Source organism: Propioniciclava sp. (assembly GCF_047602245.1).
Lineage (GTDB): Bacteria > Actinomycetota > Actinomycetes > Propionibacteriales > Propionibacteriaceae > Propioniciclava.
On sequence record NZ_JASGHT010000001.1, the window covers coordinates 22,112 to 47,612 of the forward strand.

Below are 25,501 nucleotides of genomic sequence, written 5' to 3' on the forward strand. Positions count from 1 at the left end.
GACTACCTGCCTGCCTGTAGATCGTGATATGTGTGACGGAGTGATCGCGACAATGACTCCGTGTTCATGGTCGCGAGGAGAGCCGCTGATGCCTTCTGGGCGGCTTGTCGGGCGGCCGGATCTTTGATGATCGACCCGGCGAGGTCCGCGACAGCGCCCGGCGAATCGCCCCGAATGAGTGCGGTGCCCTCGAAGGGCGGAATGTCGCGTACGACGATCGGACACCCGGCGGCCGCTGCATCAAGGACGCTCAGCGGGAATCCCTCGTAGCGGGCCGTGTGGACATACACCGACGAGTTGATCAACGTGCGGGCGACGTCTCTTTCGCCCAGCCAGCCGGTGACCGTGATGTCCGCCTCGTGGAGTGCGGCGATGAGCTTGGGCTCGCCATCGCCCACCCAGGTCGCGCGCAGGCGCGGAATCGTCTCCCGGAGCCGACGCACCACGTCGATGAAGTAGTGCGGGTCCTTCTGCGGGGCGACCCGGCCGACCATGACCACGCCAGGCGTGTCGGCGTCCGGTTCGCCACACTCCTCGATCGTGGCCTGGGTGACTACCGGGGTATTCGGCAAAAAGACGGTGGACAGAGTGGGGCGAAGCGAGCGCGCGAGCCGTTCCTCGTGAGGGGAGAGCACCCCGATGGCCGCGCAGTTGCGCGCAAGGGCACTCTCGGCGTGCTTGTACAGCGAGCGCACCAAGCTCCCGGTGGCGGGATCGTCGAACTTGAAACAATGCGGTTCGTAGAGCACCGGAACCGGCAGCTTCAGCGCGCGAGCGTACACCCCCGCCCAACTGGAATGGGCATGGACCAGATCGGGCTTGAGTTCGGTGACCCGCCTTCTGGTAGCGAGGATCCGTTTCCACAGACCGTCCGGGAGAGCTTCCGCAGAAGCCCAATGCTCCTGGAAGGCCGGCGACTCTTCACCGGCCCACAGTAGGTGGTGCTCGAACTCGGGGGTAGCCAGAGCCCGTAGGTTCACAGCTCGCCCGACGCCGGCACCGTAACACTCGGTGACGTGCAGAATTCTCATACGTTCAGGGGACTCCGGCGAAATTCAGATGAGGAACGCGCTTCGACGCTCACAGCAGATCGTGTCTCAATGAGCACAAGCCGCCCCGCTCAGACAGCGCCATCGGGGGTGACGACCGCCTTGACCGTACGGAAAAGGATCACGATGTCGCCCGACAGCGACCAGTTCTCGACGTAGTAGAGATCCAGACGCAGCGCGTCCTCCCAGGCCAGATTGGACCGCCCGCTGACCTGCCACAGGCCGGTCAAGCCCGGCTTTACGAGGAGACGTCGAGCTGCGGCGTTGTCGTAGAGTGCCACCTCGCCCTCGACCTGCGGCCTCGGGCCAACCAGGCTCATGGTTCCCAGCAGGGCATTGAACAGCTGCGGGAGCTCATCGAGAGAGTACTTGCGGATGAACTTGCCAACCGGGGTGATTCGAGGATCGTTGCGAACCTTGAACAGTGGCTTGCCATCGGTGCCCTGCTGCGCGAGCAGTTCCTTGAGCTGCGCGTCGGCGTTGACCACCATCGAACGGAACTTGAGCATCTGGAACGGCTGGCCGTTCTGGCCAATGCGCGTGTGCTTGAACAGGAGCGGCCCCGGGCTGGTCAGCTTGACCGCAAGCGCGACCGCGGCGAGAACCGGCGACAGCAACACGATGAGCGCGGCGGACACGACGATGTCGAAAGCACGCTTGACCCAGTACTTGCGGCCGTCGAACTCGGGGAACTCGATGTGCAGCAGAGGCAGACCTGCGACGGGTCGGGTGTGAATACGAGGCCCGGCGATATCGGTCAGTGCGGGCGCGACCACCAGTTCGACGCCTTGCTCTTCGAGCGCCCAGCCGAGACGACGCATGCTGGCCGGCTCAAGGGTGTCAGAGCTGGTCAGGATCAACGTGTCGGCTTTCACGTCGTCAATCAGGGTCATGATCGTCGAGATCGAATAGGTGCGCGTGGGACGGACGACACCCAGCAGCGACGACTTCTCGGCCGGGCCCGGATCGGTCACCGCGCCCACGATGCGGTACTCGGCGTTCGGCTGACGGACGATCTGTCGTCCCACGTGGGCGCTCTTGGCGTAGTCGCCCACGACAATCGCGCGGTACTGGAAACGGCCCAGGCGTCGCTGTGCATGCATCCACTTCCGCCACAGGAAACGCGACGTGAGCAGCAGCGCGAGGCCAAGCGGAAAGGCGATGAACAGGTAGCCACGCGCAGCCGAAACCTTGAACATCACGTCAAGGATGGCGAACACGCCGAACGTCCAGACCGTCGAGTCGATCACCCGCTTGTACTCGGTGAAACCAGCCCCGATGACCCGGCACTCCCGGGTATCAGCGACCTGCAATGCCATCATCCAGACCACGGTGAGCAGCGCCGACAAACCGGTGTAGCTGAGCGTGATGTCCCACCGCCAGTCCATCCCGACGTTCTCGGTGCTGCCGATGATTCCGAAACGGAGGAACTGGGCGCCGTAGACGGAGGCGAGGATGACGAGAAGGTCGGTGAGCACCAACCACCGCGTGTAGGACGACTGCCAACGCGGCGACTTCGGCGCGCCGGTCGGCCGCTCGATGGTGACGGCGCGGTCCGCGACCAGAACGCCTGGGGTGCTTCCGCTGGACGCGGTGCCGACATCGTGGGTCGAGATGCGGTAAATGATGTCCTCCTCGGGGCAAGGGGGGAGCCTCTCATGGGGAACGAGCGGCACAAGCCCAGGGTCGGGGGTGGTGGGCGGGACGCACAGAACGCGGCGACGAACCTCTCCGACACAACATCCTCACGTGCGACATTAGGTTAACACGGCTGAGAATCCTGATACCTCTTCTCAGGTCGCTGCGGCACTTTTCTCAGACCTGATCGGCACCTTCGTATGAGATGAGGGGCGGCGAAGCTAGGGAGAGTGCCGCCGGGTCCGCTAGGTTGAGCGCGATAGCGCCGATTCCGCACCCGCCGGGATTCGAAAGGGCGCAGGGACGGGAGGCGCTCAATGCGGCTGCGGCAACTACTCGGTCTCGGCGTGTTGGTGGTGATCACCGCCGTCCTGGTCGTGGTGGCTTTGTGGCGTTCCGGCCCGCAGGGGGTGCCCGCGGTGCCGGCGACCACGCCCGCCGCACCACCAACCTCGGCATCGGCCGGCCCTGAAGGGTCGGGGGCTCCCACCGCATCTGCGCGGATCGATCCCTCGGCAACTCCCGCCACGAGCGCGTCAGCCGCGGGGGCGAAGACGGTCGTCGTACTCGGCGACGGGTACACGCTGCGTTCGGGCTGGGCCGACGCGCTGGCGTCCGCAACCGGATGGAAGGTGGTGACCCTCGCCGAGGACGGCATGGGCTACCTCGCGGCGCCGAAGTCGTGCACGACCGCACCGTGCGTCACCTTCGCCGGGGCCGCGGCACGCGTGGCTCAACACAAGCCGGACGCGGTGGTGCTGGCCGGCGGCGACGCCGACGGAGACTTCAAACTCGACCCGCACGCCCAAGCGGGCGTGGCGGCCCTGAAGAAGGCGGTGCCGTCCGCGACGATCGTGGTGACTTCGCCGCCGAGTTCGCGCGCCCCCAAGCCGCACTGGCTCACCCTGCACGCCAAGTCCTTGGAGAAGGCGGCCAAGCAGGCGAAGGCCACCTGGCTGGACACCTCGGCGGTCACCGGCCTGCCCCGGTCCTACGACGGCGGCAAGCTCACCCCGGAGGCCAGCAAGAAGCTGGCGGACCTGGTCGCCCGCGCCCTCGCCTGACTGCACTAGGCTCGATGCCATGACTTTGGGAGAGATCGCAGGCCTGATCGCCGCGATCGCGTTCGTGCTGCTGGTCGGCATGTGCGCGATCCCGCTGCTCAAGCTCGGCAAGGTGCTCGACGAGCTGGCCGGCGTGGTGCGCGACGTGGGCACCGAGACCACCCCGATCCTGACCGAGCTCAAGGGCACCGTCGAGGTCACCAACGCCGAGATCGCCAAGATCGGCGACGTGACCGCCGAGGTCGAGAAGGTCACTGCTGACGTCGCTCGCGTGAGCGGGCACGCCTCGACGGTGGTGGAGAACACCGCCGCCATGTCGACCATCGTCACCGCCGCCCTGGGACGCCCGCTCATCGCGGTCGCGTCCACCTCCCATGCGCTACGCACCGCGATCGCGGCCAAGTTCGAGGGGAAGCAGCAGTGAGCCGGACGCTGTGGTTCATCGCCGGCGCGGCGGCGTCCGCGTTCGTCGTCGTCAAGGGGCGGCAGTATTATCGACGCCTCACCCCGGCCGGGGTCGCCGACGAGATCGAGCACAGGGTCGAGGAGACCACCCAGAAGACGAGCGAGTGGCTCGCAGACTTCGCCGAGACGTTCAGCAACGCGCGCGCGGCCAAGAAGTCCGAGCTGACGGCACTGCTGACCCGTGAAGAAAGAGGACAACTCGAATGAAGACCGCTGAGATCCGGCGCCGGTTCTTGGACCACTTCACCAGCGCCGGGCACACGCTGGTGCCCTCGGCGTCCCTGGTCTACAACGACCCCACGCTGCTGTTCGTCAACGCGGGCATGGTGCCGTTCAAGGCGTACTTCACCGGCCAGGAGGAGCCGCCGTTCGACAAGGCGACCAGCTGCCAGAAGTGCGTGCGCACCCTCGACATCGAAGAGGTCGGCAAGACTACCCGGCACGGCACGTTCTTCCAGATGAACGGCAACTTCAGCTTCCGTGACTACTTCAAGGAAGGCGCGATCACCCACGCCTGGAACCTGGTCACCGGCTCGGTCGCCTCCGGCGGGCTGGGCTTCGACGGCGACAAGGTGTGGGTCACCGTGCTCGGCCCGGGCTACCACCCCGACTTCCCCGACGGGGACGCCGAGGCCGTCGAGCTGTGGAAGTTCATGGGCCTGCCCGATGAGCGGATCCAGCGCCGCGACCTCAAGGACAACTACTGGAATATGGGCATCCCGGGCCCAGGCGGCCCGTGCTCGGAGATCTACATCGATCGCGGCCCTGTCTACGGCCCCGACGGGGGCCCGGTCGTCGACGAGGACCGCTTCCTGGAGATCTGGAACCTGGTCTTCATGCAGCAGGAGCTGTCGGCCGTCCGCGCCAAGGACGACTTCGATGTGCTGCGACCGCTGCCGCGCCCACGCATCGACACCGGCATGGGGCTGGAGCGGGTCGCGTACCTGATGCAGGGCAAAGACAATATGTACGAGATCGACCAGATTTTCCCGGTCATCGAGAAGGCCTCCGAACTGTCCGGCAAGCGCTACGGCGACAACGCTGAGGACGACATCCGGATGCGCGTGGTCGCCGACCACGTCCGCTCCGGCCTGATGCTGATGACCGACGGCGTCACCCCGGGAAATGAGGCGCGTGGCTACGTGCTGCGTCGCCTGCTGCGCCGCAGCGTCCGCGCCATGCGGCTGCTCGGCGTCCAGGACCCGGTGCTTCCCGAACTGCTGCCGGTGTCGAAGGGGCTGATGGAGGAGTCCTACCCCGAGGTCACCGAACAGTGGCAGCGGGTCAGCGACTCGGCCTACGCCGAAGAGGAGTCCTTCCGTCGCACGCTCGCCGCCGGCACCAAGATCTTCGACACCGCCGTGGCCGCTGCCAAGAAGGCGGGCGCCAGCACGCTGCCCGGCGACCAGGCGTTCGAGTTGCACGACACCTTCGGTTTCCCGATCGATCTCACCCTGGAGATGGCGAGCGAGGCCGGCCTGTCGGTCGACCGGGACGAGTTCACCCGCCTGATGGGTGAGCAGCGGGCCCGCGCCAAGGCGGACGCCCGCGCCAAGAAGGGCGGCGCGGTCAATACCGAGGCCTATCGCGAGCTGCGCGCCGCGGGCGAGACGCCGTTCCTCGGCTTCACCGATCTGTCGGTGGCCAGCACCGTGCGCGGCATCGTCCGTGACGGCGAGATCGTCTCCTGCGCCCGTCCGGGCGATGTGGTCGAGCTGGTGCTGAACGAGACCCCGTTCTACGCCGAGTCCGGCGGCCAGGACGCCGACGCGGGCGTCGTGACGGCGTCCGGTCTGCACCTGGAGGTGCTCGATGTGCAGCGCCCCGTCCAGGGACTGGTGGTGCACAAGGTGCTCGTCAACGAAGGCGAACTCGCCGCGGGCGCGCAGGTGCTCGCCGAGGTGGATGCCGCCGCCCGCCTGGGCGCCTGCCAGGCGCACACGGCCACGCACATCGTGAACGCCGCCTTGCGCCAGATGCTCGGCCAGGGCACCCACCAGGCCGGCTCCTACAACAAGCCCGGCTACCTGCGTTTCGACTTCAACGCGCACGGCGGTCTGTCGGTCGGGCAGAAGTCGGAGTTGGAGGGCATCGTCAACGAGGCCGTCCGCGACAACTACCGAGTCACCGACCGGGAGCTGCCGCTGGACGATGCCAAGGCGCTCGGCGCGCAGGCCATGTTCGGCGAGAAGTACGGCAACGTGGTCCGGATGGTCGAACTGAACGGCGCCTGGAGTCGCGAGCTGTGCGGCGGCACCCACGTGTCGAGCACCGCGCAGATCGGCCTGGTCAACTTGCTCGGCGAGGGCTCGGTGGGCTCGGGTATCCGCCGGGTCGAGGCACTGGTCAGCGGGGACGCCTTCGACCGGTTCGCGTCCGAACGCGCGCTGGTCAGCACGCTGGCCGACACGCTGAAGACGCAGCCTGACCAGCTGGTCGACCGCGTCGAACGGCTGCTCGCCCAGCTCAAGGCGGCCGAGAAGGAGATCGCGGGCCTGCGCACCCAGCAGCTGCTGGCCGGCGTCGGCGAACTGGTGGCGTCCGCCCGCACCGTGGGCGGCTACCGGCTGATCGCCCAAGCCCTGCCCGGGGTGCCCGGCAATGATCTGCGCACCCTCGCCCTCGATCTGCGCACCCGCCTCGGCTCCGAGCCGGGCGTGGTTGCCCTCATCGGCGGCGAGTCCAAGCCGGTCGTGATCGTGGCCACCACCCAGGCGGCTCGCGCGTTGGGCGCCAAGGCCGGCCAGCTCGTCGGTGCGGCAGCGCCGGCGCTGGGCGGACGCGGTGGCGGCAAGGACGACCTCGCCCAGGGCGGCGGTTCGGACGCCTCCGGCGCGCCGGCGGCGCTCGCGGCGATCGAAGCCGCGCTCGCCGGCTGATCCGGGCTGCCCGTGAGTGAGGATCTGTGCGGCGTCCGGCTCGGCCTGGACTGGGGAAAGGCGAGGATCGGGGTGGCCGCCTGCGACCGCGACGGAGTCCTCGCTTACCCGGTCGAGACGATCACTCCGGCCGCCGACCAGGCGCATGTGCTGCGGCGGCTGCGCGCGGTCATCGACGAGTACGAGCCTGTCGTCGCCTACCTCGGACTGCCCCGGCATCTGAAGGGCGCCGAAGGGGAGTCGGCGGCGATGGCCCGCGGCCAGGCCCGCTGGCTCGCCGACCGCTTCCCTGGCCTTCAGGTGCGCCTGATCGATGAACGGATGACCACGGTCACCGCGTCCCGGCAGCTTCACGAGGCGGGCCGTTCGGCGCGCTCCCAGCGTGGCGTGATCGACCAGGCCGCCGCCGTGGCAATCTTGAACCACGCACTCGACGCCGAGCGCCACACGGGCGCCCGCGCGGGGGAGCGGATCGACGGAAGGACCAGCGACTCATGATCAAGCCCCGCCGCACCCGCGACCGGGATCGTCTTCGCGACCCCGACACCGGCGAGTGGGACATGGAGGAGGTCCGGCACCGCAGCAAGGGATGGATCGCCGTGGCGGTCGCCCTCGTGGTCGTTTTCGGCGGCGTGTGGTTCTTCGGCGGCAAGGCCTTCAAAGCTCTGCTCGACTTCCGCACCAAGGACGACTACATCGGGGCAGGCGTCACCGACATCGAGATCGAGATCCCGCGTGGCACCACCATGCGCCAGATCGGGGTGATGTTCCAGGAGGCCGACATCGTCAAGTCGGCCGACACCTTCCGTCAGTACGCGCAGTCTCGTCCGGAGGAGGCGGCGAAGGTACAGGCCGGCACCTACCGGATGCGCACGCAGATGTCGGCGGCGGCCGCCTTCGAACGGCTGCTCGACCCGGCCAACATCATCCGCAACATGATCCAATTGCGTGAGGGGCAGCGGCTCACCGAGCAGATCGCGTCGTTGGCCGAACAGACGAAGCTGCCCCGGGCGGACTTCGAGGCACTGGTGGCCGATCCCGCGTCGCTGAAACTGCCGGCCTGGGCGAACGGCAAGCCGGAGGGTTTCCTGTTCCCCGACACCTACGAGTTGCCGAACAAGCCCACGGCGCAGCAGGTGATGTCGGTGCCGATCGAGCATTTCAAGAAGGTCACCGCCGAACTCGAGTTCGAGAAGCGTGCCGCCGCGTCGCCGGCCAAGGACGCCTACACCGCGCTGATCATGGCCAGCCTGATCGAGAGGGAGGCGACCAGGGACGAGGACCGCGCCAAGGCTGCGCGTGTCTTCTACAACCGTCTCGCCCAGAAGATGCCGCTGCAGTCGGATGCCACCGTCGCCTATGCCAACAACATCACCGGTCGGGTGTTCACCACTGCGCAGGAGCGACAGATCGACTCCCCGTACAACACCTACAAGAACCCGGGTCTGATGCCCGGCCCGATCACGTCGCCGTCCCGGTCGGCGATGGAGGCCGCCTTGGCTCCTGCCGAGGGCAACTGGCTCTACTTCGTCGTGGTGAACCTCGACACCGGGGAGACCGAGTTCAACGACACCCTTGAAGCCCACAACGCGTCGAACGAGAAGTTCCAGAACTGGTGCAAGACGCAGGCCCCGGGCCGCTGCAAGTGACCTGACCAACAACGAAGGCGGCGGCGTCCGGGAACGGGCTGCCGTCGCCTTCTTCGCGCCGGAAATGAGAGACTGAACCAATGCTGCGTTACCTCACCGCGGGTGAATCCCATGGTCGCGCCCTGGTGGCGACGATCGAAGGCATTCCCGCCCACGTCGCCGTGGACTCCGCCGACATCGCCGACGCGCTGCGTCGCCGCCGTCTCGGCGTGGGCCGTGGCGCCCGGATGAAGTTCGAGGCCGACGAGGTGACCCTGCTCGCCGGCGTCCGTCATGGGGAAACCCTCGGCTCGCCGATCGCGATCATGGTCGGCAACAGCGAGTGGCCCAAGTGGGAGACGGTGATGGCACCGGACGCCGTGGACGCCGAGGTGCTCGCCGCGCAGGCCCGCAACGCCGCACTGACCCGCCCGCGTCCAGGGCACGCCGACCTGGCCGGCATGCAGAAGTACGACTGGGACGAGGCCCGACCGATCCTGGAGCGCGCCTCCGCCCGCGAGACCGCCGCCCGGGTGGCGCTGGGCCGGGTGGCTTCGAATTTCCTCAACCAGGCCTGCGGCATCCAGCTGGTCAGCCACGTCGTCGAGATCGGCCCCGTCGCCACCTCGTCGCCGCTGCTGCCCACCTTCGCCGATCGTGACGCGATCGACGCCGATCCGGTGCGCTGCTTCGATCCCGAATCCTCAGCGCGCATGCTCGCCGAGATCGAGGCCGCCAAGGCCGAGGGGGACACCATCGGCGGCGTGGTCGAGGTCGTCGTGACCGGTGTCCCGGCCGGGCTCGGCTCGCACACCCAAGGTGACCGGCGCCTGGATGCGCGTCTGGCCGGCGCGCTGATGGGCATTCAGGCGATCAAGGGGGTCGAGGTCGGCGACGGCTTCACCCTGGCCCGCACCCGCGGCTCGCTCGCCCACGACGAGATGGTGCTGAACTCCGGCCGCATCGAGCGGGCCTCGAACCGTTCCGGTGGCACCGAGGGCGGCATGAGCAACGGCGAGATCCTGCGCGTGCGCGCCGCGATGAAGCCGATCGCCACCGTCCCGCGGGCTCTGCGCACGGTGGACGTATCCTCGATGGAGCCCGCCCAGGCGCACCACCAGCGCTCGGACGTGTGCGCGGTTCCCGCTGCGGGCGTCGTGGCCGAGGCCATGGTCGCGCTCGTGGTCGCCGAACTCGTACTGGAGAAGTTCGGCGGCGATTCGCTCGCCGAGACCTCCCGCAACCACCGCGCCTACCTGGATCGTCTCGCCGAAAGGAAGCTCGCATGACCACCGTCGCCCTGATCGGCGCACCCGCCAGCGGAAAGAGCACGGTGGGCAACCTGCTCGCCCGGCGTCTCGGTGTCGAGTTCATCGACGTGGACGCCGTGATCGAACGCCGCGAGGGCCGGCAGATCCGCGAGATCTTCGTGACCGACGGCGAGCCCGCCTTCCGCGCGCTCGAGCATGACGTCACCCTCGAATTGCTCTCCAGCCCCGGCGTGATCAGCCTCGGCGGCGGTGCCCCGATGACGCCCGGGATCGCCGAGGCACTCGCCGACATGGACACGGTGTGGCTGCAGGTCGACCTGGCCAGCGCCGTCAACCGGGTGGGCTTGGACTCCAGCCGCCCGCTGCTTCACGGCGAGGTCGAGGCGACGCTGGCCCAGCTGATCGAGAAGAGGACGCCCGTCTACCGCGCGGCGGCCCGGCACACCGTGAACACCAGTGGGCGTGAGCCGTCCGAGGTGGTCGCCGAGATCCTCGGCATGCTCGCCTGGGTGCGCTGAGCCGTGACGACGACCGTCCGGGTCGCGACGGCCCAGCCCTACGACGTCGTGGTCGGCGCGGGAGCGCGTCACCGGCTGGCGCAGGATGTCGCGGGCGCGGCCAAGGTCGCGATCCTGCATCCCGGCGTGCTCGCCCGGTACGCGCGCGAGCTCGGCGCGACGCTGGACGCCGAGGTGCTGTTCGTCGAGCTTCCGGACGCCGAGGACGCCAAGACCCCGGCCGTGCTGGTGGACTGCTGGAACGCGCTGGCCGGCGCGGGCTTCACCCGCTCGGACGCCGTGGTCGGCCTGGGCGGCGGCACCGCCACCGACCTGGCCGGCTTCGTCGCCGCCAGCTGGCTGCGCGGCGTCCGCTACGTCTCGGTGCCCACCACGCTACTCGCCATGGTGGACGCGGCGATCGGCGGCAAAACCGGGATCAACCTGCCCGCCGGCAAGAACCTGGTCGGCGCCTTCTGGGAGCCCGCCGCGGTGCTCGCCGACCTCGACTTCCTCGCCGGGCTGCCCGCCGATGATCTGCGCGGCGGCTTCGGCGAGATGATCAAGCACGGCTTCATCGCCGACCCGCGCACCCTGGAAATCTTCGAGTCCGCCCCGGCTGCCCTGTTCGACCCCTCGAGCGAGGCGCTGCACGAAGCCGTCGTCCGTTCCATGCAGGTCAAGGCCGGCGTGGTCGCCGGCGACCTGCGCGAACGCACCAGCGCGGCCGGCTCCGGGGCGATCGGGCGTGAACTGCTCAACTACGGGCACACCTTGGCGCACGCGATCGAGCGCCGCGAGGATTACCGGATGCGGCACGGCTACGCGGTCAGCGTCGGGTGCGTCTTCGCGGCCCTGCTGAGCCGCAACCTCGGCCACGCCGACGACGCCTTCGTCGCGCGCCACCGTGCGGTGTTCGCCTCGGTCGGCCTGCCGGTCACCTACCAAGCCGGGGTGTGGGACGAGCTGCGGGCGACGATGAATCTGGACAAGAAGACCCGCGGCAGCAGCCTGCGCTTCGTGCTGCTGGACGCGGTGGGCGTCCCCTTCCTCGCGCAGGCGCCTGATGAGGATGTGCTGCGGGCCAGCTACCTCGAACTGAGCGAGGGCTGAGATGTACACGCCGCGTCACTTCGCGATGGACGACGACCAGGTGCGCGCGCTGCTGGCGTCCGCCGAGACCGCCCAGCTGGTGACCGCGCACGCACACGGGCCGGTGGCGACCCTGCTGCCGGTGGTGTGGCGTCCGGACCCGACGGGGGAGACCCTCGGCTCGCTCGTGCTGCATGTCACCCGGGTGAACCCGGTGTGGAAGGAGCCCTACCTCGGCGAGGCGCTGGCGATCCTGTCGGGCCCCGACGGCTACATCCACGCCGACTGGTACGCCTCCAACGAGACCAAGCCGGGTGTCCCGACCTGGAACTACGTGACCGTGCACGCCTACGGACCGCTCGTCGTCCGCGACGACGCCGACTGGTTACGCGAGGCGGTCTGGGAGCTGTCGGATCGGTTCGGCTACGACTCGCGGCGCGCCGGCGAGGAAGCCACCGAGCGGATGCTCCGCGCCATCGTCGGGCTGGAGCTACCGATCAGCCGGTTCGAGGCCAAGGCGAAGCTGAACCAGAACCGGACGCCTGAGGACATCCAGGGCGCCATCGACGGCCTGCGCGGGGTCGGGCACGACGAATTGGCCGACGTGATGACGCAGGTGAGCGTGCCGCATGCCGAAGCCCGCCAGCAGCTGCTGGCCGATGTTCGCGGACGCCGCCTCGGCGAGGCACGCCCTGCCGGAGGGCCGACCCTCACCTGACCCACCGGTGGGCGGACGCGATGCGGGTGCATCGGCCGGAACCGGGTAAGGTTCTCCGTTGGATACGCGACGCCGGAAGGACCACCCATGCCCACGATCTCGACCAACGACCTCAAGAACGGCACCGTCCTCGACCTCGACGGACAGCTGTGGCAGGTCACCTGGTTCCAGCACCACAAGCCGGGCAAGGGCAACACCGTCGTCCGCAGCAAGCTCAAGCATGTGCTGACCGGCAAGGTCGTCGACAAGACCTTCAACTCCGACACCAAGGTCGAGAGCGCCAACGTCGACCGCCGCGAAATGCAGTACCTGTACCAGGACGGCGATTCCTACGTCTTCATGGACACCACCACCTACGATCAGCTGAACATTCCCGAGGCGACCGTGGGTGAGGCGTCCGACTACATGCTGGAGAACCAGCTGGCCATCGTCGCGACCCACGACGGCAATCCGCTCTACATTGACCTGCCCGCCTCGGTCGAACTGGTGATCACCTACACCGAGCCCGGCCTGCAGGGCGACCGCAGCTCGGCGAGCACCAAGCCCGCCACGCTGGAGACCGGCAAGCAGATCCAGGTACCGCTGTTCATCGAGCAGGGCACCAAGGTCAAGGTGGACACCCGCGACGGCAGCTACCTCGGCCGGGTCAACGGGTGACGCAGCACCGCGACAACGCCACGCGGACGAAGGCGCGCAAGAGCGCGCTCGACATCGTCTACGAAAGCGAGTTGCGCGACCGCGCGCTCGCCCAGACGCTGGCCGACAGGATCGCGCTCGGGCCGGTGCGCCCGTTCACGATCGAGCTGGTCAACGGCGTCGACGCCCACATCCGCGAACTGGACGCCGTCCTGGCCGCCAGCCTGGCGGGAAGCTGGACGCTGGAGCGGATGGCCCGCCTGGACCGCAATCTCGCCCGCCTGGCGCTGTACGAGATCGCGCACACCGATACCCCCGCCCCGGTGGCGATCAAGGAGGCGGTCGATCTGGCCGCCAAGTTGTCGACCCCCGATTCGCCCGCGTTCCTGAACGCGGTGCTGTCCGCAGCCGCCGGCCGGCTCGCGGCGTCCGGTTCTGACCAGAACCAGGACAACGCTCTGGGAGACCCCGAAGACGAGTGAGGAAGGACAACCCCATGGAGCCTCGCACCGAAGTACCCGCATTGTTGGTTCTCGAAGACGGTCGCTCATTCCGTGGGGTTTCCTTCGGCGCGACCGGCGAAACCTTCGGTGAGGCGGTGTTCTCCACCGGCATGACCGGATATCAGGAGACGCTGACCGACCCGTCCTACCGCCGCCAGGTGGTGGTCGCGACCGCCCCGCAGATCGGCAACACCGGCTGGAACGACGAGGACGACGAGTCCCGGCAGATCTGGGTGGCCGGTTATGTGGTGCGCGACGCCAGCCGCGTCCGCTCGAACTGGCGCTCCAACCGCAGCCTGGACGAGGTGCTGCGCGCGCAAGGCGTGGTCGGCATCGCCGACATCGACACCCGCGCGCTCACCCGCCATCTGCGCGAGCGCGGCGCGATGCGGGTCGGCATCTCGACCACCGAGCTGGACGCGAACGCACTGCTCGCCCGCGTGCTGGAGCAGCCGGCGATGGTGGGCGCGAACCTGGTCTCGGAGGTGACCGTCGCCGAGCCGGTCGTCATCCGCCCCGAGAGGGAGCCCACGCACACGGTGGCCGCGATCGATCTGGGCATCAAGGGCATGACGCCGGCGCTGATGGCCGCCCGCGGCATCGAGGTGCATGTGCTGCCGGCCTCGGCGACGATCGACGACATCACCGCGCTCGGCGTGGACGGGGTGTTCTTTTCCAACGGTCCCGGTGATCCGGCCGCGGCCGACGACGCCGTGGAACTGCTGCGCGCGGTGCTGGACGCCGGCCTGCCCTACTTCGGCATCTGCTTCGGCAACCAGATCTTCGGCCGGGCGCTGGGATTCGGCACCTACAAGCTGAAATACGGCCACCGTGGCATCAACCAGCCGGTGATGGACCTGCGCACCCGCAAGGTCGAGATCACCGCGCAGAACCACGGCTTCGCGGTCGACGCCCCGCTCGAGGGGGCCACCGACACGCCGTGGGGCAGCGCCACGGTCAGCCATGTCTGCCTCAACGACGATGTCGTGGAGGGCTTGGAGCTCACCGGGCCGGATGGCCGCGTGCGCGCCTTCAGCGTGCAGTACCACCCCGAGGCCGCGGCCGGCCCGCACGACTCGGCCTACCTGTTCGACCGCTTCATCGACGTCATGGACGCCGCCGGCGCCACCACCACGCAGGAGAACTGATGCCCCGCCGTACTGACATCTCCTCGATCCTGGTCATCGGCTCCGGGCCGATCGTGATCGGCCAGGCTTGCGAGTTCGACTACTCCGGAACCCAGGCCTGCCGCGTCCTGCGCGAGGAGGGCTACCGGGTGGTACTGGTCAACTCGAACCCGGCCACCATCATGACCGACCCCGAGTTCGCCGACGCGACCTACGTCGAGCCGATCACCCCCGAGATGGTGGAGAAGGTGATCGCGCTGGAGCGGCCCGACGCCATCCTGCCCACCCTCGGCGGGCAGACCGCGCTCAACGCGGCGGTCGCGCTGCACACCTCCGGCGTGCTGGAGCGCTACGGCGTCGAGATGATCGGCGCCAACTTCGACGCGATCCAGCGCGGCGAGGACCGGGAGAAGTTCAAGGCCATCGTCGACGCGCTCGACATTCCCGGGGTGAAGCCCGAGTCGGCGCGCTCGATCATCTGCCACACCCTCGACGACGTGCTGGCCGCGGCCGGTGAACTCGGCTACCCGCTGGTGCTGCGGCCGTCCTTCACGATGGGCGGCGTCGGCTCCGGCTTCGCCCACGACGAGGCCGAACTGCGCGAGATGGCCGCGATCGGCCTGGCGGCGTCCCCGGTCACCGAGGTGCTGGCCGAGGAGTCGATCCTCGGCTGGAAGGAGTACGAGCTGGAGGTGATGCGCGACAAGGCCGACAACGTCGTGATCATCTGCTCGATCGAGAACCTCGACCCGATGGGCGTGCACACCGGCGACTCGATCACCGTCGCGCCGGCGATGACGCTCACCGACCGCGAATACCAGGCCATGCGCGATGTCGCGATCGCGATCATCCGCGAGGTCGGCGTCGATACCGGCGGCTGCAATATCCAGTTCGCGATCCATCCCGACAACGGCCGGATGGTCGTCATCGAGATGAACCCGCGGGTGTCCCGCTCCAGCGCGCTGGCGTCCAAGGCGACCGGCTTCCCGATCGCCAAGATCGCCGCCAAGGTGGCGGTCGGGTACACCCTGGACGAGATTCCCAACGACATCACCGCCGAGACCCCGGCGTCCTTCGAGCCGACCCTGGACTACGTGGTGGTCAAGGTGCCGCGGTTCGCGTTCGAGAAGTTCCCCACCGCCGAAGACACCCTGACCACGCACATGAAGTCGGTCGGCGAGGCGATGGCGATCGGCCGCAACTTCCCCGAGGCGCTGAACAAGGCGCTGCGCTCGCTGGAGGACCCGAAGGCACCCTTCGATTTCACCGGCGCGATCACCGAGCCGCTGGAGGACATCCTCTCCGCGGCCGCCCGCCCGCACGACGGACGCCTCCAGCTGGTGATGCGCGCCTTCCGCGCCGGGGCCACCATCGAGCAGCTGCACGAGGTCACCGGCATCGACCCGTGGTTCCTGGACCAGATCCTGCAGATCCGCGAGATCGCCGAGGCCGTCGGCGCCGCACCCAACCTGACCCCCGAGCTGCTGCGCCGCGCCAAGCGGTTCGGCCTCTCCGACGTCCAGCTCGCGGCGCTGCGCCAGACCAGTGACGAGGTGATCCGCGGCGTCCGCTGGGCGCTCGGGGTCACCCCGGTGTTCAAGACGGTCGACACCTGCGCGGCCGAATTCGCCGCACGGACGCCGTACCACTACTCCAGCTACGACGAGGAGACCGAGGTCGAGCCGCGCACCAAGCCCGCGGTGCTGATCCTCGGTTCGGGCCCGAACCGGATCGGCCAGGGCATCGAGTTCGACTACTCCTGCGTGCACGCCGCGCTCGCCCTGCGCGAGATCGGCTACGAGACCATCATGGTCAACTGCAACCCCGAGACGGTCTCCACCGATTACGACACCTCCGACCGGCTCTACTTCGAGCCGCTCACCTTGGAGGACGTGCTGGAGGTGTTCCGCGCCGAACAGGCCGCCGGCCCGATCGCGGGCGTCATCGTGCATCTGGGCGGGCAGACCCCGCTCAAGCTGGCCCAGGTGCTCAAGGACCACGGCGTCCCGATCGTCGGCACCTCGCCCGAGGCGATCAACCTGGCCGAGGAGCGCGGCGCCTTCGGCGACGTGCTGGTGGCCGCCGGGCTTCCCGCGCCCAAGTACGGGATGGCCCGCTCCGCCGAGCAGGCGATCGGCATCGCCAACAGCATCGGCTACCCGGTGCTGGTCCGGCCCTCCTACGTACTGGGCGGGCGCGGCATGGAGATCGTCTACGACGACGAGGCGCTGACCGGCTACATCGAACGGGCCACCTTCATCACCCCGCAGCAGCCGGTGCTGGTCGACCGCTTCCTCGACGACGCCATCGAGATCGACGTGGACGCCCTCTTCGACGGCACCGAGCTTTATCTGGGCGGCGTGATGGAGCACATCGAGGAGGCCGGCATCCATTCGGGCGACTCGGCCTGCAGCCTGCCGCCGATCACGCTGGGCGCGGACGTCATCGGCAGAATCCGCGCCTCGACCGAGGCGATCGCCCGCGGCGTCGGCGTCCGGGGCCTGATCAACATCCAGTTCGCGCTGCAGGGCGACACCTTGTTCGTGCTGGAGGCCAATCCGCGCGCCTCGCGCACGGTGCCGTTCGTGTCGAAGGCCACCGGGACGCCGCTGGCGAAGGCCTGCGCCCGGCTGATGCTGGGCGAGTCCATCGCCGAACTGCGTACGGCCGGCCTGCTGCGCGCTCAAGGGGACGGCGCGGACGTCCTGGAGGCGGCCCCGATCGCGGTCAAGGAGGCCGTGATGCCGTTCAACCGGTTCCGCACCTCGGCCGGATCGTCGGTGGATTCGCTGCTCGGGCCCGAGATGAAGTCGACCGGCGAGGTGATGGGCCTGGACGGCACCTTCGGCACCGCCTTCGCCAAGAGCCAGACTGGCTCCTACGGCGGCCTGCCGCTGAACGGCACCGCGTTCGTGTCGATCGCCAACCGCGACAAGCGGCACGCGATCTTCCCGGTCAAGCGCCTGGCCGACCTCGGCTTCGCGATCGTCGCGACCAAGGGAACCGCGCAGGTGCTGCGCCGCAACGGCATCCCGGTCTCGGTGCTGCGCAAGGAGCATCAGGGCCGCGGGCCGAACGGCGAACCGACCGTGGTGGACGCCATCCTGAACGGTGAGGTCAACCTGATCTTCAACACCCCGCAAGGCGCCAGCCCGGACGGCCAGCCGCGCCGCGACGGCTGGTCGATCCGCTCGGCGGCGATCATGCGCGACATCCCGTGCATCACCACCGTGCAGGGTCTGGCCGCCACCGTGCAGGGCATCGAGGCGGCCCAGGCCGGCACGGTCGGCGTCCGCTCGCTGCAGAGCTGGAACGCGGCCATCGCCGCCGAGCTGGAGCAGGGGGAGGACGCGTGAGCTGGCGTCGCCGGATCGTCGAGGACGGCTACCAGCGGCTGTTACGGCCGCTGCTGTTCCGCTCCCATGGCGGGGACCCGGAGAAGGTCCACGAGGACATGATCGCCACCCTCGGCGTCCTGGCCGCCGCCCCCGGTGCCCGCGACGCGATGCGCGCGCTCACCCGGGTTCCGGCCGAGCCGGTCGAGGTAGCCGGGATCCGTTTCCCGGGCCGGGTCGGCCTGGCCGCCGGCATGGACAAGGACGGACGTGCCGCGCTGGCCTGGCAGCACCTCGGCTTCGCGTTCGCCGAACTGGGCACCGTGACCGCGCAGGCGCAGCCGGGCAACCCCAAGCCGCGGGTGTTCCGCGCCCAGGCCTCCCGCGGGCTGGTGAACCGGATGGGATTCAACAACCACGGCGCGCTGGCGCTGGCGAACCGGCTCGCGGTCGCCGGTATCTTCCGCGGCAATGGCGCGGCCGGGATTCCGCTGGGGATCAGCATCGGCAAGACGAAGGTGGTGCCGGTGCAGGACGCCGTCGGCGACTATCTGACCAGCTTCGATCACGTGCACCCGCACGCCGACTATGTCGCGGTGAACGTGTCCAGCCCGAATACTCCCGGGCTGCGCACGCTGCAGGACGGGGGAGCGATGGCGTCCCTGCTCGGCGCGCTCACCGCGCGGGCGGCCCAGCTGTCGCCGGCCGATCCGGTGCCGGTGTTCGTCAAGATCGCCCCCGACCTGACCTGGCCGCAGATCGACGAGGTGCTCGCCGCGGCGTCCGATCACGGCGTGGCCGGCGTCATCGCCACCAACACCACGCTGAGCCGCGAGGGGCTCGCGGCCGTCGACGCCCCGCTGGCCTACGAAGACGGCGGCCTGTCGGGCGCGCCGCTGACGGTCCGTGCCCGCGAGGTGGTCGGCTACGTCGCCTCGCACACCGATCTGCCGGTGATGGGCGTGGGCGGCATCATGACCGCCGGCGACGCGCGCGCGATGCTGGACGCGGGCGCCCGACTGCTTCAGCTCTACACTGGCTTCATCTACGCGGGCCCGGCTCTGGTGGGCGCCATCAACGAGGAGGTTCGGTGAGCACGTACCGTCAGCGGCTCAAGGAAGTCACCGCGCAACGCGGCAACCTGTGCGTCGGCATCGACCCGCATGCGTCCCTGCTGTCGTCGTGGGGGCTGCCCCTCACCGCGTCCGGCTTGGAACGCTGCGCTCGCGGCATCGTGGAGGCGCTCGGCGACGTGGTGGCCGTGTTCAAGCCGCAGGCCGCGTTCTTCGAGCAGTACGGCTCGGCGGGCGTGGCGGTGCTGGAGAAGGTGATCGCCGACATCCGCGCCGCGGGCGCGCTGTCGATCGTGGACGCCAAACGCGGCGACATCGGCTCGACGATGGAGGCCTATGCGCAGGCCTACCTGGGCGAGGGCTCCCCGCTGGCCGGCGACGCGGTCACCCTGTCGCCCTACCTCGGCTTCGGCTCGCTGATGCCGGCCTACGAGTGCGCGATCGCCAACGACCGCGGCGTGTATGTGCTGGCGCGCACCTCCAACCCCGAGGGCGGGCAGGTGCAGCTGGCGCTGGGCCGCGAAGGTTCGGTCGTGCAGGAGATCATCGATGCGGCCCGTCAGCTGAACACCTCGGCGCGCACGCGTGCCATCGGCCTGGTCGTCGGCGGCACGCACGCTTCGCTGGCCTGCGACGTCTCCGACTTCAACGGCTCGATCCTGGTGCCCGGAATCGGCACCCAGGGCGGCCGTATCGAAGACCTGCCTGCGCTGTTCGGCGCCGCGTGGAGTAATGTCCTACCGATGGTCGGTCGCAGCATTCTGAAGGCAGGCCCGGACGCTTCGGCGCTTCGCGCGAAGGTGGATACCTTCACCCTGTCCTGATTGCTACGCTGTGCCTCATTCGGGCCCGCGCCCCACGCGTGCCGACGCCGGTTTTTCGATTCGATGGAGCAGAGAGTGTCGATCCCCCAGCTGACCAGCGAGCAGCTCCAGGCTGCCCGGGCCGCCGCGACGCAGGCCCGCCGTGCCCGCGCCGATTTCAAGGCGAAGGTGCGTGCCGGCGATGTAAGCCTTGCCGAGGCGCTGGAGGACGCCGCCGGTGACGACGTCCTCGCGCACATCAAGGTCGTTGACCTGCTGAAGTCCCTGCCGCGGGTGGGCGAGAAGCGCGCCACCGCCGCCATGGAGAAGCTCGACATCGCGGCCAACCGCCGCCTGCGCGGGTTGGGGCGTCATCAGATCGCCGGGCTGAAGGCCGAGTTCAAGTGAACCCCGGCATCACGGTGATCTCAGGCCCCGCGGGTGTGGGGAAAGGCACCGTGGTGCAGCGGCTGCGCAGCGACCACCCGCAGGTGTGGGTGTCGGTGTCGGCGACGACGCGCCCGCCGCGCCCCGGTGAGGTGGACGGCCAGCACTACCGGTTCGTCACCGATGCGGAGTTCGACGAGTTGATCGCCTCCGGTGGGCTGCTGGAGTGGGCGACCGTGCACGGGCGGCACCGCTACGGCACTCCCGCCCAGGCGGTGCGCGACGTGGCCGCCAGCGGGCGTCCGGTCATCCTCGAGATCGACCTGCAAGGGGCCCGCCAGGTGCGCGAGACCGTGCCCGATGCGACGTTCGTCTTCCTGTCACCACCGGATTGGGCGGTGCTGGAGGGACGGCTGCGCGGACGCGGCACCGAAACCCCCGAGCAGGTGGCCCGCCGTCTGGAGACCGCCCGCGTCGAGTTGGACGCCGCCGACGAGTTCGACCATGTCATCGTGAACGACGAGTTGGGTGCAACGGTCGACCAACTGGTAAGCTTCTTGGGCTTGTAGACCCAATCTCCAGTGAAGAGGTTCCATTGAGCACCCAAGTCCCCGAGGGCATCACCAATCCTCCGATCGATGAGCTGCTGAGCAAGGTCGACTCGAAGTACCGTCTGGTGCTGTTCGCCGCCAAGCGCGCCCGTCAGATCAACGCCTACTACAGCCAGCTCGGCGAGGGCCTGCTCGAGAACGTCGGCCCGCTGGTCGACACCACCGTTCAGGAGAAGCCGCTGACCATCGCCCTGCGCGAGATCAACGCCGACGTGCTGGAGTGCACGCAGATCGATCCCGAGGCCGAGGCGGCCGCGCGCGCCAGCGCGGAGGCCGATCCCGACTTCGAGCTGGATCCGTTCGACGCTTCCGACCTGGCCTGAGCGCCAGTCCTTCTCCGGTGCGTCCGTGAGCCGAATCGTCCTGGGTGTCGCCGGAGGCATCGCCGCCTACAAGGCGTGCGAGCTGCTCCGGCGACTCACCGAGTCCGCGCACGAGGTGACCGTGGTGCCCACCGAGAACGCGCTCGCGTTCGTCGGTGAGGCCACCTGGGCAGCGCTGTCCGGTCGCCCGGTGCACACGCAGGTCTTCGAGGCCGTGCATGAGGTGCCGCACGTGCGGATCGGGCAGCACGCCGACCTGGTCGTGGTGGCGCCCGCCACCGCTGACCTGCTCGCGCGGGCGGCGTCCGGGCGCGCCGATGATCTGCTCACCAACGTGCTGCTCACCGCACACTGCCCGGTGCTGATGGCGCCCGCGATGCACACCGAGATGTGGCTGCACGCGGCCACCCAGGCCAATGTGGCGCTGCTGCGCTCCCGCGGCGTGCTGGTGATGGATCCGGCCGACGGACGCCTCACCGGCGCCGATTCCGGGCCGGGCCGGCTGCCCGAGGCGTCCGATATCGCCGCGGTGTGCGTGTCGTTGCTCGACGATGCCGCGACCGTGGATGCCGTCCGTACACGCGACCTGGCCGGGCGTCATGTCGTGGTCAGCGCCGGCGGCACCCATGAGGCGCTCGATCCGGTGCGCTTCCTCGGCAACGCCTCCAGCGGACTGCAGGGGATCGCGCTGGCGCGGGCGGCGTCCTTGCGCGGGGCGCGGGTCACCTTGGTGGCCGCGAACGTGACCCAACCGCTGCCCTCAGGCTGCACGGTCGTTCCGGTGGTCTCCACCGGTGACCTGGCCGAGGCGATGCTGGCCTTGCAACCCGACGCCGACGCGATCGTGATGGCCGCGGCGCCGGCCGACTTCACCCCCGCCGAGGTGAGCGCGGGCAAGATCAAGAAGGACGGCGACGCCGGGCTGGAGTTGCGGCTGAGGCAGACCACCGACGTGCTGGCCACGTTGAGCGCACGGCGTCCGCGCGCGCAGGTCATCGTCGGGTTCGCCGCCGAGACCGCCGCCGACGACACCGAACTGATGGCGCTCGGCCGCGCGAAGCTGGCCCGCAAGGGCTGCGACCTGCTCGTGCTCAACAACGTCTCGGGCGGTGCCGTGTTCGGGCGCCCCGACAATTCGGTCGCCGTCATCGACGCCCGGGGCACCGTCGCGTCCGCTCAAGGCGACAAGGCTGTCATCGCCCACCGCATCTGGGACGCCGTGGTGGCGTCCGGTCTGAAGGAGAATCCGTGAGTCGTCTGTTCACGTCGGAGTCGGTCACCGAAGGCCACCCCGACAAGGTCGCCGATGCCGTCAGCGACGCCGTCCTCGACGCCCTGCTCGCCCAGGATCTCGGCAGCCGCGTGGCGGTGGAGACCCTGGTCACCACCGGCACCGTGCATGTCGCCGGCGAGGTGTCGACCGAGGCGTATGCGGACATCGCCAGCATCGCCCGCCAGCGGATCCTGGCCATCGGCTACGACCGCGCGGCGGCGTCCTTCGACGGCAAGAGCTGCGGCGTCCTGGTGTCGCTGGGCAACCAGAGCCCCGATATCGCCCAGGGCGTCGACAATGCCGAAGAGGTGCGCGACGGCTCATCCTCAGACGCCCTCGACCGCCAGGGCGCCGGCGACCAAGGCCTGATGTTCGGCTACGCGTGCACCGACACGCCCACGCTGATGCCGCTGCCGGTCGACATCGCGCACCGCCTCTCGGAGCGGCTGGCCAAGGTGCGCCGCACTGGCGAACTCCCCTGGGTGCTGCCCGACGGCAAAACCCAGGTCACCATCGAATACGACGGCGACAAGCCCGTTCGGGTCGACACGGTCGTGGTGTCGACCCAGCACACCGAAGAGGCCTGGCGCGACGGTGTGGTGAAGGACGCCCTGCTGCAGCACGTGATCCGCCCAGTGCTGGCGCGCTACCCGATCGCCTCCACCGGCCACAAGACCTTCGTCAACCCGACCGGCAAGTTCGTCATCGGCGGTCCGATGGGCGATGCCGGGGTGACCGGCCGCAAGATCATCGTCGACACCTACGGCGGCATGGCCCGCCACGGTGGCGGCGCGTTCTCGGGCAAGGATCCCTCGAAGGTGGACCGGTCGGCGTCCTATGCGATGCGCTGGGTGGCGAAGAACGTGGTCGCCGCCGGCCTGGCCGAGCGTTGCGAGGTGCAGGTCGCCTACGCGATCGGCCGCGCCCATCCAGTGGGCTTCTACACCGAGTGCTTCGGCACCGAGAAGGTGCCGGTCGAGCAGATCAACGACGCCGTGCTGTCGGTGTTCGACCTGCGTCCGGCGGCGATCATTCGCGATCTCGACCTGCTGCGCCCGATCTATTCGCTGACCACCAACTACGGTCATTTCGGCCGCGAGCTTCCCGAACTCACCTGGGAGCGCACCGACCGCGCCGACGCGCTGGCCGCCGCCGTCCGGGGCTGATCAACCACCGCGGGAGCGGTGCAACAGTTCAGTTCGCCGCATCTCACCTGCGACTTCAGGGCGCTGAGGCTTACTCTGGGGTATTCCTTGCGGGCACAGGAGCAGGCAGGAGGCGCACCATGCGTGGAATCAGGGTCCTCGTCGGATGGATCACCGGCGTGATGATGGGTGTGGGTGTGATCATGTCGCCGGTTGCGGTCGCCGCCACCCCCGGTTTCACCGACGTGCCGCCGGGAACGAAGTTCTACGACGAGATCATGTGGCTGGCCGAGAACGGTATTTCGACGGGGTGGGATGTCGGCGGCGGGAGGTATGAGTACCGTCCGTTGCAGCCGGTGGCACGCGACGCGATGGCCGCATTCATGTACCGGCTGGCGGGTTCTCCTGCGTTCACCGCACCGTCCACCTCACCGTTCAGTGACGTCCCACCGTCGGCCTTGTTCTACAAAGAGATGGCCTGGCTGGCCGGAAACGGTATTTCGACCGGGTGGGATGTCGGCGGTGGAAGGTATGAGTACCGTCCGTTGCAGCCGGTGGCACGCGACGCGATGGCCGCATTCATGTACCGGCTGGCGGGTTCTCCTGCGTTCACCGCACCGTCCACCTCACCGTTCAGTGACGTCCCACCGTCGGCCTTGTTCTACAAAGAGATGGCCTGGCTGGCCGGAAACGGTATTTCGACCGGGTGGGATGTCGGCGGTGGGAGGTATGAGTACCGTCCGTTGCAGCCGGTGGCCCGCGACGCGATGGCCGCATTCATGTACCGGCTGGACGACAAAGGACTGGTGCCGGACCTGCATCCTGAGCAGTTCCAGGCCATCAACGCCAGTCGGTTCCATACGTGTGGTCTGACCATCGACGGCGCCGTGAAGTGCTGGGGCCGCAATGAAGAGGGCCAACTTGGCGACGGCACCACCACCAATCGTCACAAGCCCGTGCAGGTCGTCGGGCTCACCGGCGGGGTCAAGGCGATCACCGGCACCGGCAACCACACCTGTGCGCTCACGGCGTCCGGCGCGGTGAAATGCTGGGGATACGGCGGCGCACTGGGCAATGGCACTCCGATCGTGAACAGTCCCACACCGGTGCAGGTGATCGGACTCACCGGCGGCGTGACGGCGATCGCCGGGGGCGACTATCACACCTGCGCCCTGACCTCCGGCGGAGCCGTCAAATGCTGGGGCTCCAACGAGTACGGCGAGATCGGGGACGGCACCCAGATCGCCCGCCGGGCACCGGTGCAGGTGAGCGGGCTCACCAGCGGGGTCACGGCGCTGGCCAGTGGTACCGACCACACGTGCGCGATCACCTCCACCGGCACGGTCATGTGCTGGGGATACAACGGCTACGGCCAACTGGGCGAAGGCAGCACGACCTACCGAATGGTGCCGGTCCAGATGACGGTGATGGACGCCCCCGTGTCGACGATTGTCGGCGGACATGCCTACACCTGCGTATTGACCACCGCGGGCGCAGTGAAATGTTGGGGAACCAACGCGCATGGGCAACTGGGCGAGCCCTCGGCGACCTATCGACGGACCCCGGTTCAGGTGAGCGGGTTGACCAGCGGGGTCGCGTCAATCGAGGGAGGGTCTCGCCATATCTGCGTGGTGACCACCTCCGGTGCGGCCAAGTGTTGGGGTGACGACGAAAGCGGCCAGCTGGGTGACGGCGCCCATGCGGTCCGTTTCGTGCCCACCCAGGTGAGCGGATTGACCAGCGGCGTCGCGGCGATCAGCGCCGGGGCCGATCACACCTGTGCGGTGATGAGCGACGGCACCGCGAAGTGCTGGGGGTACAACAAGTACGGGCTGCTGGGGGACGGCACGACGGTGAACCGGAACAAACCGGTCGACGTGAAGACGACGCCGTAGCTGACGGCGCACCGCCGGTACGACACGTGGCGCGGCCTGTTCGCGCGCAGGGGAGGCTCATGAGACGGCACCTCGCCGCCGACCGTGGT

24 protein-coding genes are annotated in these 25,501 nt (G+C 68.9%); 22 read left to right on the forward strand and 2 right to left on the reverse strand.

The features are described 5' to 3' along the window. Positions 1-2: 2 nt before the first annotated feature. Positions 3-1,031, reverse strand: coding sequence for a glycosyltransferase (locus tag QM708_RS00100; RefSeq protein WP_415103185.1), 1,029 nt, complete (start codon positions 1,029-1,031; stop codon positions 3-5). An 89-nt stretch (positions 1,032-1,120) separates the two neighbouring features. Continuing rightward, on the reverse strand, positions 1,121-2,725 hold the full coding sequence (locus QM708_RS00105; RefSeq protein ID WP_415103187.1) for a sugar transferase: 1,605 nt from the start codon (positions 2,723-2,725) through the stop codon (positions 1,121-1,123). Between the two features lie 279 nt (positions 2,726-3,004). Between QM708_RS00105 and QM708_RS00110 the strand changes: the two genes are divergently transcribed. From QM708_RS00110 to QM708_RS00215, 22 genes are all read left to right on the forward strand, one after another. Beyond that, positions 3,005-3,751: an SGNH/GDSL hydrolase family protein gene (locus tag QM708_RS00110; protein WP_415103189.1), complete on the forward strand. Its 747-nt coding sequence runs from the start codon at positions 3,005-3,007 to the stop codon at positions 3,749-3,751. Between the two features lie 19 nt (positions 3,752-3,770). After that, positions 3,771-4,175 (forward strand): DUF948 domain-containing protein, encoded by a 405-nt coding sequence (locus QM708_RS00115; RefSeq protein WP_415103190.1) that lies wholly within the window; start codon positions 3,771-3,773, stop codon positions 4,173-4,175. Beyond that, positions 4,172-4,423, forward strand: a complete 252-nt coding sequence (locus QM708_RS00120; protein ID WP_415103192.1) for a DUF6167 family protein — start codon at positions 4,172-4,174, stop codon at positions 4,421-4,423. Before QM708_RS00115 ends, QM708_RS00120 begins: the two co-directional genes overlap by 4 nt. Next, on the forward strand, positions 4,420-7,095 hold the full coding sequence (alaS, locus tag QM708_RS00125) for an alanine--tRNA ligase (protein ID WP_415103194.1): 2,676 nt from the start codon (positions 4,420-4,422) through the stop codon (positions 7,093-7,095). Before QM708_RS00120 ends, alaS begins: the two co-directional genes overlap by 4 nt. A gap of 12 nt (positions 7,096-7,107) precedes the next feature. Further along, complete coding sequence (ruvX, locus tag QM708_RS00130) at positions 7,108-7,593, forward strand: Holliday junction resolvase RuvX (protein WP_415103196.1); 486 nt, start codon at positions 7,108-7,110, stop codon at positions 7,591-7,593. Next, the gene (mltG, locus tag QM708_RS00135) at positions 7,590-8,744 is read left to right on the forward strand and encodes an endolytic transglycosylase MltG (protein ID WP_415103198.1); all 1,155 of its coding nucleotides are present in this window, start codon (positions 7,590-7,592) and stop codon (positions 8,742-8,744) included. The genes ruvX and mltG overlap by 4 nt, the downstream gene beginning before the upstream one ends. An 80-nt stretch (positions 8,745-8,824) precedes the next feature. Beyond that, a complete protein-coding gene (aroC, locus tag QM708_RS00140; RefSeq protein ID WP_415103200.1) occupies positions 8,825-10,012 on the forward strand; it encodes a chorismate synthase in 1,188 nt (395 codons plus the stop codon). Further along, positions 10,009-10,512, forward strand: a complete 504-nt coding sequence (locus tag QM708_RS00145) for a shikimate kinase (protein ID WP_415103202.1) — start codon at positions 10,009-10,011, stop codon at positions 10,510-10,512. Before aroC ends, QM708_RS00145 begins: the two co-directional genes overlap by 4 nt. A 3-nt stretch (positions 10,513-10,515) precedes the next feature. Further along, positions 10,516-11,604 (forward strand): 3-dehydroquinate synthase, encoded by a 1,089-nt coding sequence (aroB, locus tag QM708_RS00150; protein WP_415103204.1) that lies wholly within the window; start codon positions 10,516-10,518, stop codon positions 11,602-11,604. Position 11,605: 1 nt separating this feature from the next. Next, positions 11,606-12,301 carry an FMN-binding negative transcriptional regulator gene (locus QM708_RS00155; RefSeq protein ID WP_415103206.1) on the forward strand — a complete coding sequence of 232 codons (696 nt, stop codon included), beginning with the start codon at positions 11,606-11,608 and terminating at the stop codon, positions 12,299-12,301. An 87-nt stretch (positions 12,302-12,388) separates the two neighbouring features. After that, a complete protein-coding gene (efp, locus tag QM708_RS00160) occupies positions 12,389-12,958 on the forward strand; it encodes an elongation factor P (RefSeq protein ID WP_415103208.1) in 570 nt (189 codons plus the stop codon). Further along, positions 12,955-13,419: a transcription antitermination factor NusB gene (gene nusB / locus QM708_RS00165; RefSeq protein WP_415103210.1), complete on the forward strand. Its 465-nt coding sequence runs from the start codon at positions 12,955-12,957 to the stop codon at positions 13,417-13,419. Before efp ends, nusB begins: the two co-directional genes overlap by 4 nt. 14 nt (positions 13,420-13,433) lie before the next feature. Next, a complete protein-coding gene (gene carA / locus QM708_RS00170; protein ID WP_415103212.1) occupies positions 13,434-14,588 on the forward strand; it encodes a glutamine-hydrolyzing carbamoyl-phosphate synthase small subunit in 1,155 nt (384 codons plus the stop codon). Further along, on the forward strand, positions 14,588-17,923 hold the full coding sequence (gene carB, locus QM708_RS00175) for a carbamoyl-phosphate synthase large subunit (RefSeq protein ID WP_415103214.1): 3,336 nt from the start codon (positions 14,588-14,590) through the stop codon (positions 17,921-17,923). Before carA ends, carB begins: the two co-directional genes overlap by 1 nt. Then, entirely contained in the window at positions 17,920-18,996 is a 1,077-nt protein-coding gene (locus QM708_RS00180) for a quinone-dependent dihydroorotate dehydrogenase (protein WP_415103216.1), read from the forward strand. Before carB ends, QM708_RS00180 begins: the two co-directional genes overlap by 4 nt. Beyond that, positions 18,993-19,799, forward strand: a complete 807-nt coding sequence (pyrF, locus tag QM708_RS00185) for an orotidine-5'-phosphate decarboxylase (protein WP_415103218.1) — start codon at positions 18,993-18,995, stop codon at positions 19,797-19,799. The genes QM708_RS00180 and pyrF overlap by 4 nt, the downstream gene beginning before the upstream one ends. Positions 19,800-19,862: 63 nt before the next feature. Beyond that, positions 19,863-20,186, forward strand: a complete 324-nt coding sequence (gene mihF, locus QM708_RS00190) for an integration host factor, actinobacterial type (protein WP_415103220.1) — start codon at positions 19,863-19,865, stop codon at positions 20,184-20,186. Beyond that, a complete protein-coding gene (gene gmk, locus QM708_RS00195) occupies positions 20,183-20,734 on the forward strand; it encodes a guanylate kinase (RefSeq protein WP_415103222.1) in 552 nt (183 codons plus the stop codon). Before mihF ends, gmk begins: the two co-directional genes overlap by 4 nt. 26 nt (positions 20,735-20,760) lie before the next feature. Then, the gene (rpoZ, locus tag QM708_RS00200; RefSeq protein WP_415103224.1) at positions 20,761-21,099 is read left to right on the forward strand and encodes a DNA-directed RNA polymerase subunit omega; all 339 of its coding nucleotides are present in this window, start codon (positions 20,761-20,763) and stop codon (positions 21,097-21,099) included. 25 nt (positions 21,100-21,124) lie between these two features. Continuing rightward, positions 21,125-22,351, forward strand: a complete 1,227-nt coding sequence (coaBC, locus tag QM708_RS00205) for a bifunctional phosphopantothenoylcysteine decarboxylase/phosphopantothenate--cysteine ligase CoaBC (RefSeq protein ID WP_415103226.1) — start codon at positions 21,125-21,127, stop codon at positions 22,349-22,351. Beyond that, the gene (gene metK / locus QM708_RS00210) at positions 22,348-23,538 is read left to right on the forward strand and encodes a methionine adenosyltransferase (RefSeq protein WP_415103228.1); all 1,191 of its coding nucleotides are present in this window, start codon (positions 22,348-22,350) and stop codon (positions 23,536-23,538) included. The genes coaBC and metK overlap by 4 nt, the downstream gene beginning before the upstream one ends. Before the next feature lie 119 nt (positions 23,539-23,657). Beyond that, the gene (locus QM708_RS00215) at positions 23,658-25,412 is read left to right on the forward strand and encodes an S-layer homology domain-containing protein (protein WP_415103230.1); all 1,755 of its coding nucleotides are present in this window, start codon (positions 23,658-23,660) and stop codon (positions 25,410-25,412) included. Positions 25,413-25,501 lie beyond the last annotated feature (89 nt).

Bases quoted from the DNA above. Each gene is read 5' to 3' on its own strand.
- QM708_RS00100 (WP_415103185.1), bottom strand. From the start codon at position 1,031: ATGAGAATTCTGCACGTCACCGAGTGTTACGGTGCCGGCGTCGGGCGA.
- QM708_RS00110 (WP_415103189.1), top strand. From the start codon at position 3,005: ATGCGGCTGCGGCAACTACTCGGTCTCGGCGTGTTGGTGGTGATCACC.
- QM708_RS00115 (WP_415103190.1), top strand. From the start codon at position 3,771: ATGACTTTGGGAGAGATCGCAGGCCTGATCGCCGCGATCGCGTTCGTG.
- alaS (WP_415103194.1), top strand. From the start codon at position 4,420: ATGAAGACCGCTGAGATCCGGCGCCGGTTCTTGGACCACTTCACCAGC.
- mltG (WP_415103198.1), top strand. From the start codon at position 7,590: ATGATCAAGCCCCGCCGCACCCGCGACCGGGATCGTCTTCGCGACCCC.
- aroC (WP_415103200.1), top strand. From the start codon at position 8,825: ATGCTGCGTTACCTCACCGCGGGTGAATCCCATGGTCGCGCCCTGGTG.
- QM708_RS00145 (WP_415103202.1), top strand. From the start codon at position 10,009: ATGACCACCGTCGCCCTGATCGGCGCACCCGCCAGCGGAAAGAGCACG.
- QM708_RS00155 (WP_415103206.1), top strand. From the start codon at position 11,606: ATGTACACGCCGCGTCACTTCGCGATGGACGACGACCAGGTGCGCGCG.
- efp (WP_415103208.1), top strand. From the start codon at position 12,389: ATGCCCACGATCTCGACCAACGACCTCAAGAACGGCACCGTCCTCGAC.
- carA (WP_415103212.1), top strand. From the start codon at position 13,434: ATGGAGCCTCGCACCGAAGTACCCGCATTGTTGGTTCTCGAAGACGGT.
- carB (WP_415103214.1), top strand. From the start codon at position 14,588: ATGCCCCGCCGTACTGACATCTCCTCGATCCTGGTCATCGGCTCCGGG.
- mihF (WP_415103220.1), top strand. From the start codon at position 19,863: ATGGAGCAGAGAGTGTCGATCCCCCAGCTGACCAGCGAGCAGCTCCAG.
- QM708_RS00215 (WP_415103230.1), top strand. From the start codon at position 23,658: ATGCGTGGAATCAGGGTCCTCGTCGGATGGATCACCGGCGTGATGATG.